Below are 16,092 nucleotides of genomic sequence, written 5' to 3'. Positions count from 1 at the left end.
GATCGCCGTCTGGGGCAGGATTGCCGCCCGGGCCAGGGCTTCCGCGCTGCCCGGGATTGCTGGCCCGACCGGCGGCCAGGTCGAGCCCCGGTCGCCGGCCGCTCGATGACGCGTTCGGCTGCCTCACCGCGCCAGAGCGTGGAACGCCAACCAGAACGCCGCTCGGCCAGCCGCCCGTGGCACTCGGCCGGCCTCCCGCGCCGGTCAGCCCGCCTCCCGCGCCGGTCAGCCCGCCTCCCGCGCCGGTCAGCCCGCCTCCCGCGCCAGCGGAGCCGCCGAGGCAGCCGCTGAGGGAGGCGCTGAGGGAGGCGCTGCGGCAGGCATGGGATCCGCCGTTGCTGAGCCTTCCGTCGACGGCGGGGGAGCAGGTCGCGTCTCACCGAGCATCTGCAGCCGCTGACGGACCGCGCCGTCGGTCCGTCCCAGCTCAACGCTCAGGGTCTTGATGCTGGCGCCCTCGTGGAAGCGCCGCACCAGCAGGTCGAGATCCGCCGGCTCCCACGGCTGGCCGGACTTCGGCGCCGCGGACCGGAGATCCAGCGGCCCCGGGTCGTCGGGCAGCAGCCATCCGCCCTCGGACGGTGGCTCCGGTGGCGAGCCACCGCCACGGAACCCGGCGAGCGCGGACGCCAGCAACTGCCCGACGTCGCTCGCGTCACGAGCCGGCAGCTCGCCCACCAGCTCCGTCACCACATAGCCGGAGTCCCATCCGACCAGCCGCAGCCCGACGAAGCCAGAGCCGTCGTCGAACGCCGTCACGTCATAACTGCGATGGTCGATCATCAACCGACGCCGGACGTCGGTGCCGCGGGTCGGAATGCCGTCGAAGTCCCAGGCGAAGTGATTCATGCCCGCACGCTACGACCAGGGTCCGACACTTTCTGGGCGGAGTAGCCGTGCCGTCACGACCAGTGACTCCGGCAAGACCCGTCTATGAGCCCAGCGACAGTGTGTCGAGCTCAAAGGCGAACGGCCGGGTGGCGGTGAGTCTCGCGCCGGACCCGACGACCTGGTCCTCGACGTAGTGCGAGCCGTCGAGGCGGTTGAGACGCAGCACCACAGATCCAGGTGGCTCCTGCTCGACGAGCAGGTACCACGCGATCCCTGCGGCTGCGTACAGGTGCATCTTCATGACCCGGTCCGCCGCTGCGTTGCCCGGCGAGACGATCTCGCCGATGAGCGGCACACGTCCGGCTCGATGACGGCGAAGTCGCTGTCGAAGTCGACCACGGCGAGATCGGGGACGACGAGGCGATCGGTGTGCAGCCTGACATTCACCGCTTCGTACACGGCCAGACCTGCAGCCGTTGCGGCAGACGCTCATGCCACTGTTGGAGCGCAGATCTAAACTTTCCTCCGGCTGAGTTTAGATCTCCGCCAAGCTTTGCAACTACCCAGCGTGGCGATCGGGATGGTCCGCACTGGTGATCCCTGTGTGTTCAGCGTCCATCGCATGACGGTAGCGATCCGTCGCACCACAGGGCGCGATCGGGCCTTCCACGGGCACCGAACGACAACAAAGACCCCGACCTGCGTTGCCGCTGGTCGGGGTCTTGAAAGCCCGGCGAAGAGCTTTGTGGGCAGGGGCGGGGTCGAACCGCCGACCTTCCGCTTTTCAGGCGGACGCTCGTACCGACTGAGCTACCTGCCCAAGATGGGCCTTGCGGTCCTGACGGGACTTGAACCCGCGACCTCCGCCTTGACAGGGCGGCGAGCACTCCAACTGCTCCACAGGACCTTGCTCTCCTTGCTACCCGGGCGAACCCGGGTCGTGCCCCCAACGGGATTCGAACCCGTGCTACCGCCTTGAAAGGGCGGCGTCCTGGGCCGCTAGACGATGAGGGCGGCCCCGCCATCATCGCATACTCTGCGACTTCTGCGGTGTTGCTCCCATCCGGCCCCGCCGGAGGCTTTCAGAGCATACGTGACCCCTTCCGCGAAAACCAAATGGGTATCCGTCGTGGTGTCACGGGACCCCCGCGGAACCCCCTACGCAGGCATCGCGATCAGGGTGAACTGCTGCTTGAGCTCGGGCAGGAGGGTCTTGTAGGCGGCGAGGGTGGCGCTGCGGTCGCCGCCGCCGTCGTGCGAAAGGATGACCGCGCCGGGCTTCGTGTTGTTCCTCACGTTGTTGATGATGTGCTGGGTCATCTGGTTGCCGGACCACTTCTTGGTGTTCCAGTCCGAGGGGTCGACGGTCCAGCCGAGGGAGACCATGCCCAGCTCCGTCGCGATCTGCACCGCGGCGGGGGTGAAGTTGCCGCCGGGGTGGCGGAAGTACTTGATCTGCGCGTCGGGGACGGCCTTGCGGATCTCGTCGTTGGTGCGCTGGAGGTCGGCGCGGATGGTGTCGGCGGACTTCTTGCCGAGCTTCTCGTCGTGCTTCCAGGTGTGGTTGCACAGCGTGTGACCGTCCTTGACGATCTCCTGCAGGTACTGCGGGAACTCCTGGACGGCGACGCCGACGACGCAGAACGTGGCCTTGATGTTGTGCTGGCGCAGCATGGCGAGCAGCTTCGGGGTGTCGGCGGACGGACCGTCGTCGAAGGTCAGGGCGACCCCATTGCCGCCGGTCGTCCGGATGATGCCGTCGGAGGTGGCGGTGGCCGACGCGGAGGCGGACGGCGACGCGGAGGCCGACGCCGACACCGAGGGAGTGGCGGAGGCGGACGCGGACGGCTTTGCGGCGCCCGTGGCGGCCTGCGCGGTCGAGTCGCCGATCGGGTGCGCCTGCGTGCCGCCGGCCTGGCCGCCGTCGGGAGCGCCGGAGGACGGCCCATGCCACGACGCCGCGGAGGCGCCGGATGCGCCGCAGCCGGCGAGGGCCAGGACGGCGGCGCTGATCAGCGCTCCTAGGGCGAGTCGGGTGCGGGTCATCATCAGCTCCGGGGGTGGGTTGTCAGCATGGTGGCGAACGCACACGCTAATGACAAGACGCACCCAGGTGCCTCCCGCGTTCAGTCCGTGGCACGAAGCCGGGAGTACCGCGTCAAGGGAGTTTTACACGGACGAAGAAAGGTGAAGTCAGTTGACCACCGAGGTGAGCAGCGCCAATGCCTCGGTCAGCGTAGTGGGTGACGAAACCCCGGCCGGAAGTGCCGCCACGTCCCATCCGGGGCCGCTGGCGGCGACGACCAGCGGCCGCCAGGGGGCATCGAGGACCGGCGAAAGCTGCGCGGGGTCGCCGGTCGCGCGCAGTTGCGACCAGACCAGCACGGCCGCCGGGCCGGTCCGCCGCACGGCGGTGGCGAGGGCCGTCGGCGGGACGCGGGCGCCGAGCATGCGGGTCCCGGCGCCGGCCGCGGCGAGGGCGGCGCCGAGCGCGTCGAGAGGCAGGCTGTGCTGCTCCTCGTCGGCGCAGGCGAGCAGGATGCGGGACGGGACGGCCGGGTCGGGCCGGGGCACCGCGCCGAAGACGGCCGAGACGCAGCCCGACACCAGGTGCTCGACCTCGACCAGGGCGCCGGTGGCGGCGTGCCGGTCGCCGATGGCGGCGAGCACCGGCCGGAGCACCTGATCCCAGGCGGCGACCACGCCGAGCTCGTGCACGGCCGCCGCGACCCGCTGCCGCACGGCCGGCGCGTCGAGCCGCAGCGCGGCCCGGTAGAGACCGCGCGAGGAGGCGGCCGAATCAGTCACGAACGAGCCGGGCGCCACGGAAGGGGCGGCGGACGACTGCAGGGCCCAGCGAGCCGCCTCGTGCGGAGCGACGCCCTGGACGATCAGGCGCTGCATCGTCTCGAGGCGTTCGATGTCCTGCTCGGTGTACCGGCGATGGTGGCCGGGCTCATGCAGCGACGGGCCCATCCCGTACCGCTGGTGCCAGGTCCGCAGCGTTGTCACGGCGACGCCGAGCCGCCGGGCCACCGCGCCCGCCGAATACGCCGCCGCGGCCGTCATGCCGTCGAGCTCCGCCAGGTGGACACGACCCCGGCCAGCCACGGTGCGAACAGGCCCGGGGAGTGCGACAGCCGCGATTCGAGATCGCCGACGGAAACCCATTCGACGGCGGCGACCTCATCGGGATCGGTCAAACCCGAAAAATCCGTTATGTGACCCACAAGTACGTGGTCGTATTCGTGCTCGACCCGCCCGGACGAAGGGTCGGAGGCCTGGTACACGTACACCCCGACCTCCCGCAGCGGGACGGCGCTCACGCCCAGTTCCTCGACGAGCCGCCGGGCCGCGGCCGACGTGACGGTCTCGCCGGGTGCGGGGTGCCCGCAGCACGCGTTGGCCCAGCGCAGCGCGAACCGGGTCTTCACCGCCGCCCGCTGTTGCAGCAGGAGCCGCCCGTCGTCGTCCAGGAGCAGGACGGAGAAGGCGCGGTGCAGCAGGCCGGGCGCCCGGTGCGCCTCGTCGACCGTCGTCGCCCCGACCGCCCCACCGCCGTCATCGACCAGCTCGACGAGATGAGACTCGCGAGAAGCCCCCACACGAGAACCCGACGAGCCAGAAGCCGACGAGCCAGAAGCCGACGAGCCAGAACCCGACGAGCCAGAACCCGACGAGCCAGAAGCCGACGAGCCAGAAGCCGACGAGCCAGAACCCGACGAGCCAGAACCCGACGAAGGAGAAGACGAACTCAAGACACCACTCCTGTAATTCGCTCGGCCGCCAGCCGGCCGGAGATCAGGACCATCGGCACACCGACACCTGGCTGTGTCCCGGATCCCACGAAGACCACATTGGACAGTGTGGGGTGGAGGTTGCCCGGCCGGAAGGGTCCGGTCTGCCGCAGGGTGTGCGCCGCGGCGAACGGTGTCCCCGCCGCCATGCCCTGATCGGCCCAGTCCGCCGGGGTGATGAAGCGCGACACCTCGATGCCGTCGCCGAATCCGACGTAGCCGCGCTGCTCCAACGTGTCGATGAGTTCGCTGCGGTACGTGCCGCGCAAGGTCCCCCGCCAGTCCAGCAGCGGCGCGGTGAGATTCGGCGTCGGCGCGAGCACGTAGTAGGTCTGCCGGCCGTCCGGGGCGAGCGAGGGGTCGGTGTGCGTGGGGTTGGTGACCAGGATGGACGGGTCACTCATCAGCCGGCCCTGGTTGATGACCTCGTCGAAGGTCTCCCGCCACGCCCGGCCGAAGTGGATGTTGTGGTGGGCGATCGCACCGTACGACTGCCGCGACCCCACGTGCAGCACCACGCACGACGGCGAGTACCGCAGCCTGCCCAGCAGCGGGTTGCGCCACCGGGTGGGCGGCAGCAGGTCCCGGTACGCCACCGGCAGGTCCGGGTTGAGCACGACGGTGTCGGCGGCGAACCGGCGGCCGTCGGCGCACACCACGCCGGTCGCGCGGCCGGCGTGGACCTGCACCGACGAGACGGTCGCGCCGTAGTGGATGGTGACGCCGTGCTTGGTGGCGACGTCGGCGAGCGCCCGCGAGACGGCGTGGATGCCGCCCTGCGGGAAGTACACCCCGGCGACGGAGTCGAGGTAGGCGATCACCGCGTAGAGCGCGAGCGCCTGGTGCGGCGCGACCCCCGCGTACATCGCCTGGAAGGAGAAGATCCGCCTGGTCCGTGGGTCCTTGAAGTAGCTGTCGACCTTCGACTGGAGCCGGCCGAAGCCGCCGCGGGCCACCAGCCGCCACAGGTTGGCGGTGACGAGGTCCCGCGGGCGGTCGAGGTTGCGGTCGATGAAGTCGTCGCGCTCCAGCCGCCACAGCTCCCGCGCGTCGTCGACGAAGCGCAGGTAGCCGTCGGCCTCGCGGGAGCCGCAGACCCTGGCGACCTCGCCGGCCATCCGCGCGGTGTCGGCGATGACGTCGAGCGTGGAGCCGTCGGGGAAGTGCGCGCGGTACGCCGGATCGAGCCGGGTCATCGGCAGCCAGCCGGCCAGGTCCTCCCCGACGGCGCCGAGCAGGTCCTCCAGCAGCGACGGCATCGTCAGCACGGTGGGCCCGGTGTCGAACTCGTAACCGCCGATGCTGAGTTTCCCCGCCCGGCCGCCCGGGTAGTCGTCCCGCTCCAGCAGGGTGACCTCGCGACCCACGGCCGCCAGCCGTATCGCCGCGGCGAGCCCGCCCAGCCCCGCTCCGACGACGACCACCCGGTCGGTCGGACCTGTCACCACCCGCATGACCGAAGCTCCTTCACTACCCGCACGACCGAAGCGTAGCGTAGGCTCGACCTTGCGTCGATTTGTGCGTCGATTTACACGGAGGCCACCATGGAGTCAGCGCCCCTGACCGCCGCCTACGAGCGGTGCCGCGCGCTGCACCGCCACCACGGCCGGACGTACTACCTGGCGACGCGGCTGCTGCCCGCCTGGAAGCGCCGGCACGTGCACGCGCTCTACGGGTTCACGCGCTACGCGGACGAGATCGTCGACCGCACCGAGCGGCTGACCCCGCAGGACCGCGCCCGCGAGCTCGACGCCTGGAGCGACGCGTTCGTGCGGGGGCTGCGCGGCGCGCCGACCGACGACCCGCTCCTGCCGGCGGTGCTGCACACGATCCAGGTGTTCGACATCGACCTGGAGGACTTCCGCAAGTTCCTGGCGAGCATGGCCATGGACCTCACCGTCACCGGCTATGCGACCTACGACGACCTGCTCGACTACATGGAGGGATCGGCGGCGGTGATCGGCACGATGATGCTGCCGATCCTCGAGGCGAGCGACCGGTCCGCCGCCCGTGAGCCCGCCCGCCAGCTCGGTCTCGCGTTCCAGCTCACCAACTTCATCCGCGACGTCGCCGAGGACCTCGACCGCGGGCGGATCTACCTGCCCGAGGAGGACCTGCACCGGTTCGGGGTCACCCGCGAGGACCTGCTGGCGGCGGCCCGCGAGCGGCGCAGCAGCCCGAAGATCAAGAGCCTGGTCGGGTACGAGGTGCAGCGCGCCCGGCAGCACTACATCGCGGCCGCGCCGGGGATCCAGATGCTGGCGCCCAGCTCCCAGGCGTGCATGCGGGCGGCGTTCCGCCTGTACGGCGGCATCCTCGACGCGGTCGAGGCGCAGGACCACGACGTGTTCGCCGGCCGCGCCACCGTGCCGAAGGCGCGCCGCGTCGCGGTGGCGCTGCGCTGCCTGCTGACCCGCCCCGGCGCACCCGTGCCGATCCCGGGCACCCCGGCCGGTGCGTTCGACCCCCAGCCGCAGATGCCGCCGGTCGCCCTGCCGCTGCCGCGCGATCCCGCCGCCGAGCTGCACGTGCCGGCGGTCCTCGACCTGCGCGGCACCGCGGCATGACCGCCGCCGGCGTGGAGGACATCAGCGTGAACGCCTCCGGCGTGGACGAGATAAGCGTGAACGCCTCCGGCGTGGAGGACATAGGCATGAACGCCTCCGGCGTTCGGGGGACGAGAGCGTGAAGACCGCGGTCGTGCTCTTCACCCGCGACCTGCGGGTGCACGACAACCCGGCGCTCGCCGCGGCCGCCCGCGCCGCCGAGCGGGTCGTCCCGCTGTTCGTGCACGATTCCTCCCTGAGGGCCGGCGCGAACCGCCGCAGGTTCCTCGACGAGAGCCTCACCGACCTGAAGGCGTCGCTGCGGCAGCGCGGAGCCGACCTCGTCGAGCTGCACGGAGATCCGGCAGCGGAGTCGGTACGGGTGGCGAAGCGCACCGGCGCCGAGGGCATCGGGGTCGCCGCGGACGTGAGCGGCTACGCCCGTGAGCGGGAGCGCCGCCTGGCGGACGCCTGCGCCGCCGAACGGATCGCGCTGAAGACCTTCGACGGCGTCACGGTCGTGCCGCCCGGCGCGCTCCGCCCCACCGGCGGCGCGGGGCACTACAAGGTCTTCACACCGTTCTGGCGCGCCTGGCAGGCCGCCGGCTGGCGCGACGTCGAGGCCGCGCCCCGCAGCCTCCGGCTCCCCGACGACCTTCCGGCGTCCTGGTTTCAAAACCGCCCCGCGAAGACCGAAGGCGGCGAGTCCGCCGGGCGGCGCAGGCTCACCGAGTGGCTGCCGCACCTGGCGGGCTACGAGGACGACCACGACGCCATGGCGGCCGACCGGACCTCCCGGCTCAGCCCGTACCTGCACTTCGGCTGCCTGTCGCCGCGGGACGTGGCGGCCCGCGTCCACGGCCGCCCGGGCGCGGAGCCGTTCCTGCGGCAACTGTGCTGGCGCGACTTCTACCAGCAGGTGCTGTTCGCGTTCCCCGACCTGCGGCGCAAGGCATACCGGGCGTCGGCCGAGGAGCGCTGGCGCGACGAGTCCGACGCGCTGCAGGCATGGCGGGAGGGGCAGACCGGCGTCCCGGTCGTCGACGCCGGCATGCGGCAGCTGCTCGCCGAGGGATGGATGCACAACCGGGCCCGCCTCATCACCGCCTCCTACCTGACCAAGCACCTGGGCGTGGACTGGCGGGCCGGCGGCGACCACTTCTTCGACCTGCTGCTCGACGGGGACGTCGCCAACAACTACGGCAACTGGCAGTGGGTCGCCGGCACGGGCAACGACACCAAGCCGTACCGGCGCTTCAACCCCATCAGGCAGGCGCACCGCTTCGACCCAGACGGCGACTACGTGCGCCGCTACGCGCCCGAGCTGGCGGACATCGACGGCAAGGCCGTCCACGAGCCGTGGAACCTGCCCGAACCCCCGCGCGGCTACCCGGCGCCGCTGCGGCTCTAAGCGGTGAGCGCGACGCGGAACGCGGTGGTCAGCGCCTCGTCGAGGTTGTCCAGCAGGTCCTGCGGGTCGGCGTAGACGGCGGCGGCGCCGTGGTCGAGCAGCTCCGCCGCGCACAGCCCGCCGCTGGTCACGCCGATGCACGGGATCGACAGCTTCCCGGCCGCCTGCACGTCCCAGACCGAGTCGCCGACGAACACGACCTCGCCGGCGTCGAGCTTCGCCCGCCGCAGCGCCACCTCCACGATGTCCGGCGCCGGCTTGCTCTCCCCGGCGTCGTCGGCGCTGGTCACCGTGTCGATGACCGCGTCGGCGTCCAGGCACCGCAGCAGCGCGCCGAGCTCCGGCTTCGACGCCGACGTGGCGAGCACGTTGCGCAGCCCGCGGTCGGCGCACGTCTCCAGCAGCCGCTGCGCGCCCGGCAGCCGGCGCAGCGCCGTCCACTGCGCCGCGTACAGGCTGGAGTGCGCGGCCCGCAGCGCGTCGTCGTCTCCGGGGTCGTGGCCGGAGCCCAGCAGGTGGTCCAGGATCTTGTCCGACCCCATCCCGATCGCCCGGTGGATGCGGGCCGACGGCACGTCGTGCCCGAACTGCCGGAACGCCTGCCACCAGGCCGTCGTATGCAGGTAGACACTGTCGATGAGGGTCCCGTCGACATCAAAGAGCACACCGGTCACTGGTTTGGTCATGAGTCCGTTCTACCCACCTGCGGGGGGTTTCACTGGACGTATGACCGAGCAACAGGTGCGGATCCTGGAGCCGTTCCCCGGCTTCGACGTCGACGAACTCGGTGACTTCGCCGTCGAGCACTGCAGCGTGACCATCGCCGACCAGCTGGCGGGCGGTCCGGAGCACGCCCGCGAGACGGAGAGCCCGAAGGGGCTGGCGGGCATGGACGATTAGCCCCGACGATGTTTGGGCAAGCCTCACCGCATGGTCCGTGATGCCCTCGCAGACGTCGTACGGTTCGTGCCGTCCCTGCTGCTCTTCATCGTCATCCTCCTGATCGGCTGGGCCGTCGCGGTCGCGCTGCGGGAGCTGGTGCGCAAGGTGCTGGCGAAGGTCGGGTTCGACCGCCTCGCGGACCGCGGCGGCGTCGGCCGGGCGTTGTCGCGCACGCGCTTCGACGCCGGCGACCTGATCGCCAAGCTCGTCTACTACGCGATCCTGCTCTTCACGCTGCAGATCGCGTTCGGCGTGTGGGGCCCCAACCCGGTGTCCGACCTCATCGACGACGTGGTGTCGTGGCTGCCGAAGGCCGCCGTCGCCATCGTGATCGTGGTCGTCGCCGCGGCGCTCGCCAGCGGGCTGCGGGACATCGTCACCGGTGCGCTGGGCGGCCTGCCGTACGGGCGGCTCCTGGCGAACCTGGGGTACTGCTTCGTGCTCGGCCTGGGCGTCATCGCGGCGCTGAACCAGATCGGCATCGCCACGTCGGTGACCATGCCGGTGCTGATCGCGGTGCTCGCCACGGTCGCCGGCATCCTCATCGTCGGGGTCGGCGGCGGGCTGGTCCGGCCGATGCAGCAGCGGTGGGAGGGCTGGCTCAGCCGCGTCGAGCAGGAGGCGCCGGCCGTGTCCGAGCGGGTGAAGGCCCACGCGCAGGCCCGCCGCGAGGAGGCGGAGGCCCGCCGGGCCGCCGAGGAGGCCGCGGCGGAGGAGGCCAGGCAGGCCGAGGCCGCGCGCCAGGCCGAGGCGGCCAGGCAGGCGGAGGCGGTGCGCCAGGCCGAGGAGGCCAGGCAGGCCCGCCTGCGGCAGGTGGAGTTGAGCCGGGCGGATGAGGCCGCCGCGGCGGTGGACGCCCCCACGATGGTGGTCCCGATCGTGCCGCCGATGTTCCCTCCGGCGGTGCCGCCGGCCGTGACCCCGCCGTCGACGCCGGTGAACCCGGCGGCCGGCGGGCAGATCCAGGTGCCGTCGCAGCGGCCGGTCGAGAACGCCGACGAGACCGTGGTGATGAAACCGCCACCCCGCGACGACGCCTGAACGTTTTCGACAAACCCGCCCGAAAGGGCGGGTTTTGTCGTTTCCGGACCTTTTCTATGCCATTGGTGCTGATCAACGCGGCAATACCTTGTTTATGCGGTACTGCCGTGCGTTCGGCAACCCTCGACGTTGCCCTACAACCCCTGTTCGGCGGGATTCTCCGGAGTGACTGCCTCTGTTCTGCGCTGCGGAAAACTGGCATGTTGTGACGGCGTATATCGAGCATTCGGGATATGCGGCGCCGGCGTGCGCGTAGGCCGAGGGTGGGCCACGCCGGAGCAGCACCACGGGGGAAGTCAGTCACATCCCTTCGGACACAGCCCGTCCTGAGAGGGGGCAAGATGAACCGACGGACATGGGTGCACGCCGCAGTGGCGTCAGCACTCGTTCCGCCTTTGCTCGTGTTCGTCTCGGCAAGTCCGAGCCAGGCAGCACCGGTGCAGAGCGGCAGCTTGACACCGGTGCCGGGAGCGTCGCTGGTCAAGCAGGTCGAGACCGCGAAGTCACCCACGAGTCGCATGGCGAAAACCGACCAGTCCCTGCTCAACCGCACCGACAGCACCCGGCTGCCGATCGCGGTGAAGCTCGACTACGACTCGACCGCGACATACGCCGGCGGCATTGCCGGATATGAGGCGACGAGCCCGTCAGTCACCGGTAAGGAGCTTTCCGGAAGTACCGCGGAACAGCGCTACGAAAGCCGCATCAAGGCAATTGAGGACAAGTTCGTCGAGCAACTGCGCAAGCAGGTCCCGGACGCCAAAGTCGGCCAGAAGCTGCGGACGGTCTACGGCGGTATCGCGCTGACGGTGCCGGCGAACAAGATCGGCACGATTCTCACGCTCGACAACGTCGTGGCGGTCCAGTCCGACGCGGCCCGTGCCCCGCAGACCGACTCGAGCACCAGCTTCATCGGTGCCGACCAGGTCTACCCGTCGCTCGGCGGCAAGCCGAACGCCGGCAAGGGCGTCATCTTCGGCTCGCTCGACAGTGGCGTGTGGCCGGAGCACCCGTCGTTCGCGGACAACGGCAACCTCGGCGCCCCGCCCGCGAAGGCGGACGGCACGCCGCGGTCCTGCGACTTCGGCGACAACCCGCTCACCCCGGCGGCCGACCCGTTCGTCTGCCAGAACAAGCTCATCGGTGGCAAAGGCTTCCTGGACACCTACAACGCGCTGCAGCCGATGGAGCTGTTCGGGTACACCGCCCGCGACTCCGACGGCCACGGCACCCACACCGCGTCGACCGCCGCCGGTAACCCGGTCGCGTCGGCGAACGTCCTCGGCGTCGAGCGGGGGCCGATCAACGGCGTCGCGCCCGGTGCCTGGGTCTCGGTGTACAAGGTCTGTGGCGCCACCGGCTGCTACAGCACCGACTCGGCCGCCGCGGTCGCCCAGGCGATCAAGGACGGCGTCAAGGTCATCAACTTCTCGATCTCGGGTGGCGCGAGCCCGTACACCGACATCGTGGAGCTGGCGTTCTTCGACGCCTACAAGGCCGGCGTCTTCGTGGCCGCCTCCGCCGGCAACTCCGGCCCGGGCGCGTCCACGACCGACCACCTGTCGGGCTGGGTCACCACCGTCGCGGCGTCGACCCAGAAGCGCTCCTTCGAGTCGACCCTGACCGTCGCCTCCAGCGACGGCGCCTCGGCGACCCTCAAGGGCGTCTCGATCACGCAGGGCGTCGACACGCCGAAGCAGGTCGTCCTGGCCTCGGCGCCGCCGTACAGCAACGCGACCTGTGACGCCCCGGCCCCGCCCGGGATCTTCGTCAACAAGATCGTGGCGTGCCAGCGCAGCCCCGGCCGCGTTCTGAAGGGCTTCAACGTCAGGCAGGGTGGTGCCGCCGGCATGATCCTGTACAACAACCCGGCGGCTGACGCGCTCAGCGACAACCACTGGCTGCCGACGGTGCACCTCGCCGACGGCACGGCGTTCCTGAACTTCGTCGCCGCCCACCCGGGCATCACGGCCAAGTTCACCCCGGGCACGAAGGTCATCGGCACCGGTGACACGATGGCGACCTTCTCGTCGCGTGGCCCCGGCGGCCAGTTCGTCAAGCCCGACATCGCCGCCCCCGGCGTGCAGATCCTGGCCGGCCAGACGCCGGTCCTGGACGACGTGGCCGGTGGCCCGTCCGGCCAGTACTTCATGGCGATCGCGGGCACCTCGATGGCGTCGCCGCACATCGCCGGCTCCGCCATCCTGGAGAAGGCGGCGCACCCGGACTTCACCCCGGGTCAGATCAAGTCCTCGCTGATGACCACGGCGACGACCAGCGTGAAGAAGGAGAACGGGACGACTCCGGCCGACCCGTTCGATCTCGGCTCCGGTCGGGTCCAGGTCAACCTCGCGGCCAACCCCGGCCTCACGTTCGACGAGACGGCCGACCGGTTGTTCGCGCTGGGCAACGACCCGGTCAACGCGGTGCAGATCAACCTTCCGTCGGTGAACGCCCCGGTCATGCCGGGCAAGCTCACCGCGGTCCGCACGGCGAAGAACGTCTCGGGCAAGACGCAGACCTACAGGACCGAGGCGACCTCGCCGGCCGGCTCCTCGATCACTGTGTCCCCGGCCATCTTCACCGTGAAGGCGGGGGAGACCGCGACCATCAACATCACCATCAAGTCCAGCGCCGCCAAGGCGCAGTACTTCGGTGAGGTCCGGTTGAAGCCGGTCAGCTCGAGCGTGCCGGCGCTGCACCTGCCGGTCGCGTTCATCCCGCAGCAGGGTGACATCACGGTGACGCAGTCCTGCGCGCCGCCGTCGCTGACGCTGCTGCAGAACAGCACCTGCACCGTGACGGCCACGAACAACACCTTCAACGACACCACGGCGGACTTCACCACCACGTCCACGCTCAACGTGCCGATCGTCGGCGCGAGCGGTGCCACGGTGGTCAACCCGTTCAAGGCGGAGAAGAAGGCCGCGCCGCTCGCCGGTGCCGTGCCGGGCACGCCGTCGATCGCCCCGGGCACCATCGCCGGGTACATCCCGCTCGACCTGTTCGGGGGCACGCTGGTGACCCCGATCGGCGACGAGAACCTGACGACGTTCAACGTGCCGTCGTTCAAGTACAACGGTGTCGAGTACTCCTCGCTCACCGTCGACACGAACGGCTACCTGTACCCGGGCAGCGACAACAGCACCGAGAACAACAACTGCTGTGACATCACCCCGATCCCGAACCCCGCGAAGCCGAACAACGTCCTCGCGCCGTTCTGGACCGACCTCGACGGCACGGGCGCGACCGGTCTGCTGATCAACGTGCTCACCGACGGCGTCGGCACCTGGACCGTCGTGGAGTGGCGGGTGAACGACTTCGGCACCACGCGCACCCGCCGGTTCCAGGTCTGGCTGGGCTCGGGTGGCCCGCAGGACATCGCGTTCTCCTACGACTTCGCCACCGTCGGCACCGCGCCGGCCGGGCAGAACCTCGTCGTCGGGGCCGAGAACGCGTACGGCAACGGTGGCCAGGGCCTGCCCCTGAACACCGTGCCGACCACGGACCTCTACGTGACCAGCACCGACCCGGTGCCGGGCGCGTCGACGTCCTACACCGTCACGGTGAAGGGTCTGCTCCCCGGCACCGGCAGGGTCTCCACCTCGGTGGTCACCCCGGCCGTCCCGGGCACGACCGTCGTCAACACCGACATCGGCGTGACGCTGAAGTTCAACCGCATCGGCACGTAACCGCGCCATCGCAAGGCACGCCCAGGTGACAAGGCGGCCGGTCCCGAGCCACGGGGCCGGCCGCCGGTCGTTGACGGATGTTGCACTTGCTGTGCAGGATCAGGGGTATGCGAACGTTTGCGAACGGCGGCGAGTTGCTGGCTTCGGTCGGCGAGGTCCTTGGCCACAGCGACTGGCGGGAGGTCACGCAGGAGCAGATCAACCTGTTCGCCGAGGCCACCGGCGACTTCCAGTGGATCCACGTGGACGCGGAGCGGGCCGCGGCCGGACCGTTCGGCACCACGATCGCGCACGGCTTCATGAGCCTGTCGCTGCTGCCGGTGCTGGTCTCCGGCGTGTACCGGGTGGAAGGCTCCCGGATGGGCATCAACTACGGCCTGGACAAGGTGCGGTTCCCGTCGCCGCTGCCGGTCGGGTCCAAGGTGCGCGCCACGGTGCAGCTGCTGTCCGCCGAGGACATCGGCGAGGGCTGGCTGCAGCTGAAGAACAAGGTGACCGTCGAGCGCGAGGGCCAGGAGAAGCCGGTCTGCGTCGCCGAGTCGCTGACCCGGCTCCTCCTGTGACGCCGCTCGGCGGCGACCCCCGGCTCAGCCCGGCAGCGACACCAGGCCGGCCAACGCCGTGCGATGGGCGGAGGCCGACCCGAACGTCGCCGCGTTGGAGCGGGCCCGCTTCAGGTACAGGTGCGCCGGGTGCTCCCAGGTGAAGCCGATCCCGCCGTGCAGCTGGACGCACTCCTCGGCGGCCTTGACCGCCACCGGGGAGCAGAACGCCTGGGCGACGGCCGCCGCGACCGGAAGGTCCGGGTCGTCGGCCGCCAGACAGCCCGCCGCGTAGCGGGCCACCGCGCGGGCCTGCGTGACGCTCACCCACAGGTCCGCGAGCCGGTGCTTGATCGCCTGGTACGAGCCGACCGGCCGGGCGAACTGCCGCCGGGTCTTCACGTATTCGACGGTCGTCGTCAGGCACCACTCCGCGACGCCGAGCTGCTCGGACGCGAGCAGCGCCGCCCCGGCCATGAGGGCCCGGTCCACGGACCCGGCCGCGTCGGCGGTGACCAGCCGCCCCGGCGCGTCCGTGAAGGTGACGTCGGTGAGCGGCCGGGTCAGGTCGAAGCTGACGACCGGCACCCGTCGCGCCTGCGCGGCGTCCACCGCGTAGAGCCCGGCGGCGGAAGGCACCAGCAGTACATCGGCCGCCGCGGCATCGACGACGCTGGTGACGGTGCCGTCCAGCCGGTCACCCCCGGCGGTGACGGTCCACGGTTGCGAGGCCCGTGCGGCCAGCGGCACCGCCAGGGTCGCGGTGCGGCTGCCGGCGGCGATCGCGTCGAGCAGCGGGTCGCCCGTGCCGGTGAGCGCGGCAACCGCCAGGACGGAGCTGCCGAGGAACGGCACCGGCGCGACACTGCGGCCGAGCTCCTCCATCACCACCGCGGTCTCCCGCCACGACGCGCCCGCGCCACCGGCCGCCTCGGGCACCGGCAGGCCGGCCACCCCGAGGTCGACCGCCAGTGCCCGCCACAGCTTCAGGTCGACGGGTTCGGCCGACTCGATCCTCGCCAGCACCGCCTCGAACCCGGCGCGGTCGCCCAGCAGCGCGCGCACGCTGGAGCGCAGCTCCTCCTCGACGTCGCTGTACAGCAGATCGGTCATGCCGCCACCTCCGCTTCGCTCCGGCGTCGGCCTGCCCGGAACCTGTCACATGATGAGCGGCCCGAGCCGCTGCGCTGGCCGCTCATGCCGCCACCTCCGCTTCGCTCCGGCGTCGGCCTGCCCGGAACCTGTCACATGATGAGCGGCCCGAGCCGCTGCGCTGGCCGCTCATGCCGC

General features: G+C 71.0%; 12 protein-coding genes, 3 tRNA genes and 2 pseudogenes. 6 read left to right on the top strand and 11 right to left on the bottom strand.

Features of this window, described 5'->3' with window-relative positions; translation table 11 throughout:
* Positions 1–246 precede the first annotated feature (246 nt).
* The 9 genes from ACFY3L_RS31140 to crtI form a co-directional block, all read right to left on the bottom strand.
* Positions 247–849, bottom strand: a complete 603-nt coding sequence (locus ACFY3L_RS31140) for a hypothetical protein (RefSeq protein WP_389331904.1) — start codon at positions 847–849, stop codon at positions 247–249.
* An 82-nt stretch (positions 850–931) separates the two neighbouring features.
* Positions 932–1,186, bottom strand: a complete 255-nt coding sequence (locus ACFY3L_RS31135; protein WP_389331901.1) for a Uma2 family endonuclease — start codon at positions 1,184–1,186, stop codon at positions 932–934.
* 391 nt (positions 1,187–1,577) lie between these two features.
* Positions 1,578–1,651, bottom strand: a tRNA-Phe gene (locus ACFY3L_RS31130).
* Positions 1,652–1,664: 13 nt separating this feature from the next.
* Positions 1,665–1,738: transfer RNA gene (locus ACFY3L_RS31125), tRNA-Asp, on the bottom strand.
* 34 nt (positions 1,739–1,772) lie between these two features.
* Positions 1,773–1,845, bottom strand: a tRNA-Glu gene (locus ACFY3L_RS31120).
* 144 nt (positions 1,846–1,989) lie between these two features.
* Positions 1,990–2,877, bottom strand: coding sequence for a polysaccharide deacetylase family protein (locus ACFY3L_RS31115; RefSeq protein WP_389331898.1), 888 nt, complete (start codon positions 2,875–2,877; stop codon positions 1,990–1,992).
* A 147-nt stretch (positions 2,878–3,024) separates the two neighbouring features.
* A complete protein-coding gene (locus ACFY3L_RS31110; RefSeq protein ID WP_389331895.1) occupies positions 3,025–3,900 on the bottom strand; it encodes a MerR family transcriptional regulator in 876 nt (291 codons plus the stop codon).
* Positions 3,897–4,436, bottom strand: coding sequence for an isopentenyl-diphosphate Delta-isomerase (idi, locus tag ACFY3L_RS31105; protein ID WP_389331892.1), 540 nt, complete (start codon positions 4,434–4,436; stop codon positions 3,897–3,899). The genes ACFY3L_RS31110 and idi overlap by 4 nt, the downstream gene beginning before the upstream one ends.
* Before the next feature lie 149 nt (positions 4,437–4,585).
* Positions 4,586–6,082, bottom strand: coding sequence for a phytoene desaturase family protein (gene crtI, locus ACFY3L_RS31100; protein ID WP_389331888.1), 1,497 nt, complete (start codon positions 6,080–6,082; stop codon positions 4,586–4,588).
* Positions 6,083–6,172: 90 nt separating this feature from the next.
* On the opposite strand from crtI, the pseudogene ACFY3L_RS31095 reads away from it, so the two are divergent.
* Together ACFY3L_RS31095 and ACFY3L_RS31090 are read left to right on the top strand one after the other, a co-directional pair.
* Positions 6,173–7,072 (top strand): annotated as a pseudogene (locus tag ACFY3L_RS31095) (phytoene/squalene synthase family protein); the annotation flags it as partial.
* A gap of 241 nt (positions 7,073–7,313) precedes the next feature.
* On the top strand, positions 7,314–8,585 hold the full coding sequence (locus tag ACFY3L_RS31090; protein WP_389331885.1) for a cryptochrome/photolyase family protein: 1,272 nt from the start codon (positions 7,314–7,316) through the stop codon (positions 8,583–8,585).
* On the opposite strand, the gene ACFY3L_RS31085 is transcribed toward ACFY3L_RS31090, so the two are convergent.
* Positions 8,582–9,271 carry an HAD family hydrolase gene (locus ACFY3L_RS31085; RefSeq protein WP_389331882.1) on the bottom strand — a complete coding sequence of 230 codons (690 nt, stop codon included), beginning with the start codon at positions 9,269–9,271 and terminating at the stop codon, positions 8,582–8,584. The genes ACFY3L_RS31090 and ACFY3L_RS31085 overlap by 4 nt on opposite strands.
* Before the next feature lie 40 nt (positions 9,272–9,311).
* On the opposite strand from ACFY3L_RS31085, the gene ACFY3L_RS31080 reads away from it, so the two are divergent.
* The 4 genes and pseudogenes from ACFY3L_RS31080 (at position 9,312) to ACFY3L_RS31065 (ending at position 14,823) form a co-directional block, all read left to right on the top strand.
* Positions 9,312–9,485, top strand: a complete 174-nt coding sequence (locus tag ACFY3L_RS31080) for a hypothetical protein (RefSeq protein WP_389331879.1) — start codon at positions 9,312–9,314, stop codon at positions 9,483–9,485.
* Between the two features lie 30 nt (positions 9,486–9,515).
* Positions 9,516–10,292 (top strand): annotated as a pseudogene (locus tag ACFY3L_RS31075) (hypothetical protein); the annotation flags it as partial.
* Positions 10,293–11,086: 794 nt separating this feature from the next.
* Positions 11,087–14,260 (top strand): S8 family serine peptidase, encoded by a 3,174-nt coding sequence (locus tag ACFY3L_RS31070; protein ID WP_389331876.1) that lies wholly within the window; start codon positions 11,087–11,089, stop codon positions 14,258–14,260.
* Between the two features lie 107 nt (positions 14,261–14,367).
* Positions 14,368–14,823, top strand: a complete 456-nt coding sequence (locus tag ACFY3L_RS31065) for a MaoC family dehydratase (RefSeq protein ID WP_389331873.1) — start codon at positions 14,368–14,370, stop codon at positions 14,821–14,823.
* A gap of 24 nt (positions 14,824–14,847) precedes the next feature.
* On the opposite strand, the gene ACFY3L_RS31060 is transcribed toward ACFY3L_RS31065, so the two are convergent.
* Entirely contained in the window at positions 14,848–15,915 is a 1,068-nt protein-coding gene (locus ACFY3L_RS31060; protein ID WP_389331870.1) for an acyl-CoA dehydrogenase family protein, read from the bottom strand.
* Between the last annotated feature and the right edge of the window lie 177 nt (positions 15,916–16,092).

The organism is Dactylosporangium sp. NPDC000521, assembly GCF_042898305.1.
In the GTDB taxonomy this organism is placed as follows: Bacteria; Actinomycetota; Actinomycetes; order Mycobacteriales; family Micromonosporaceae; genus Dactylosporangium.
Note: the sequence above shows the minus strand (reverse complement) of the source record. Positions and strands in the feature narration are given on the sequence as shown.

What these genes read in the sequence shown, in the direction of transcription:
- ACFY3L_RS31070 (WP_389331876.1), top strand. Translation starts at nt 11,087, where the DNA reads ATGGCGAAAACCGACCAGTCCCTGCTCAACCGCACCGACAGCACCCGG.
- ACFY3L_RS31115 (WP_389331898.1), bottom strand. Translation starts at nt 2,877, where the DNA reads ATGACCCGCACCCGACTCGCCCTAGGAGCGCTGATCAGCGCCGCCGTC.
- ACFY3L_RS31065 (WP_389331873.1), top strand. Translation starts at nt 14,368, where the DNA reads ATGCGAACGTTTGCGAACGGCGGCGAGTTGCTGGCTTCGGTCGGCGAG.
- ACFY3L_RS31080 (WP_389331879.1), top strand. Translation starts at nt 9,312, where the DNA reads ATGACCGAGCAACAGGTGCGGATCCTGGAGCCGTTCCCCGGCTTCGAC.
- ACFY3L_RS31140 (WP_389331904.1), bottom strand. Translation starts at nt 849, where the DNA reads ATGAATCACTTCGCCTGGGACTTCGACGGCATTCCGACCCGCGGCACC.
- crtI (WP_389331888.1), bottom strand. Translation starts at nt 6,082, where the DNA reads ATGCGGGTGGTGACAGGTCCGACCGACCGGGTGGTCGTCGTCGGAGCG.
- ACFY3L_RS31085 (WP_389331882.1), bottom strand. Translation starts at nt 9,271, where the DNA reads ATGACCAAACCAGTGACCGGTGTGCTCTTTGATGTCGACGGGACCCTC.
- ACFY3L_RS31060 (WP_389331870.1), bottom strand. Translation starts at nt 15,915, where the DNA reads ATGACCGATCTGCTGTACAGCGACGTCGAGGAGGAGCTGCGCTCCAGC.
- ACFY3L_RS31110 (WP_389331895.1), bottom strand. Translation starts at nt 3,900, where the DNA reads ATGACGGCCGCGGCGGCGTATTCGGCGGGCGCGGTGGCCCGGCGGCTC.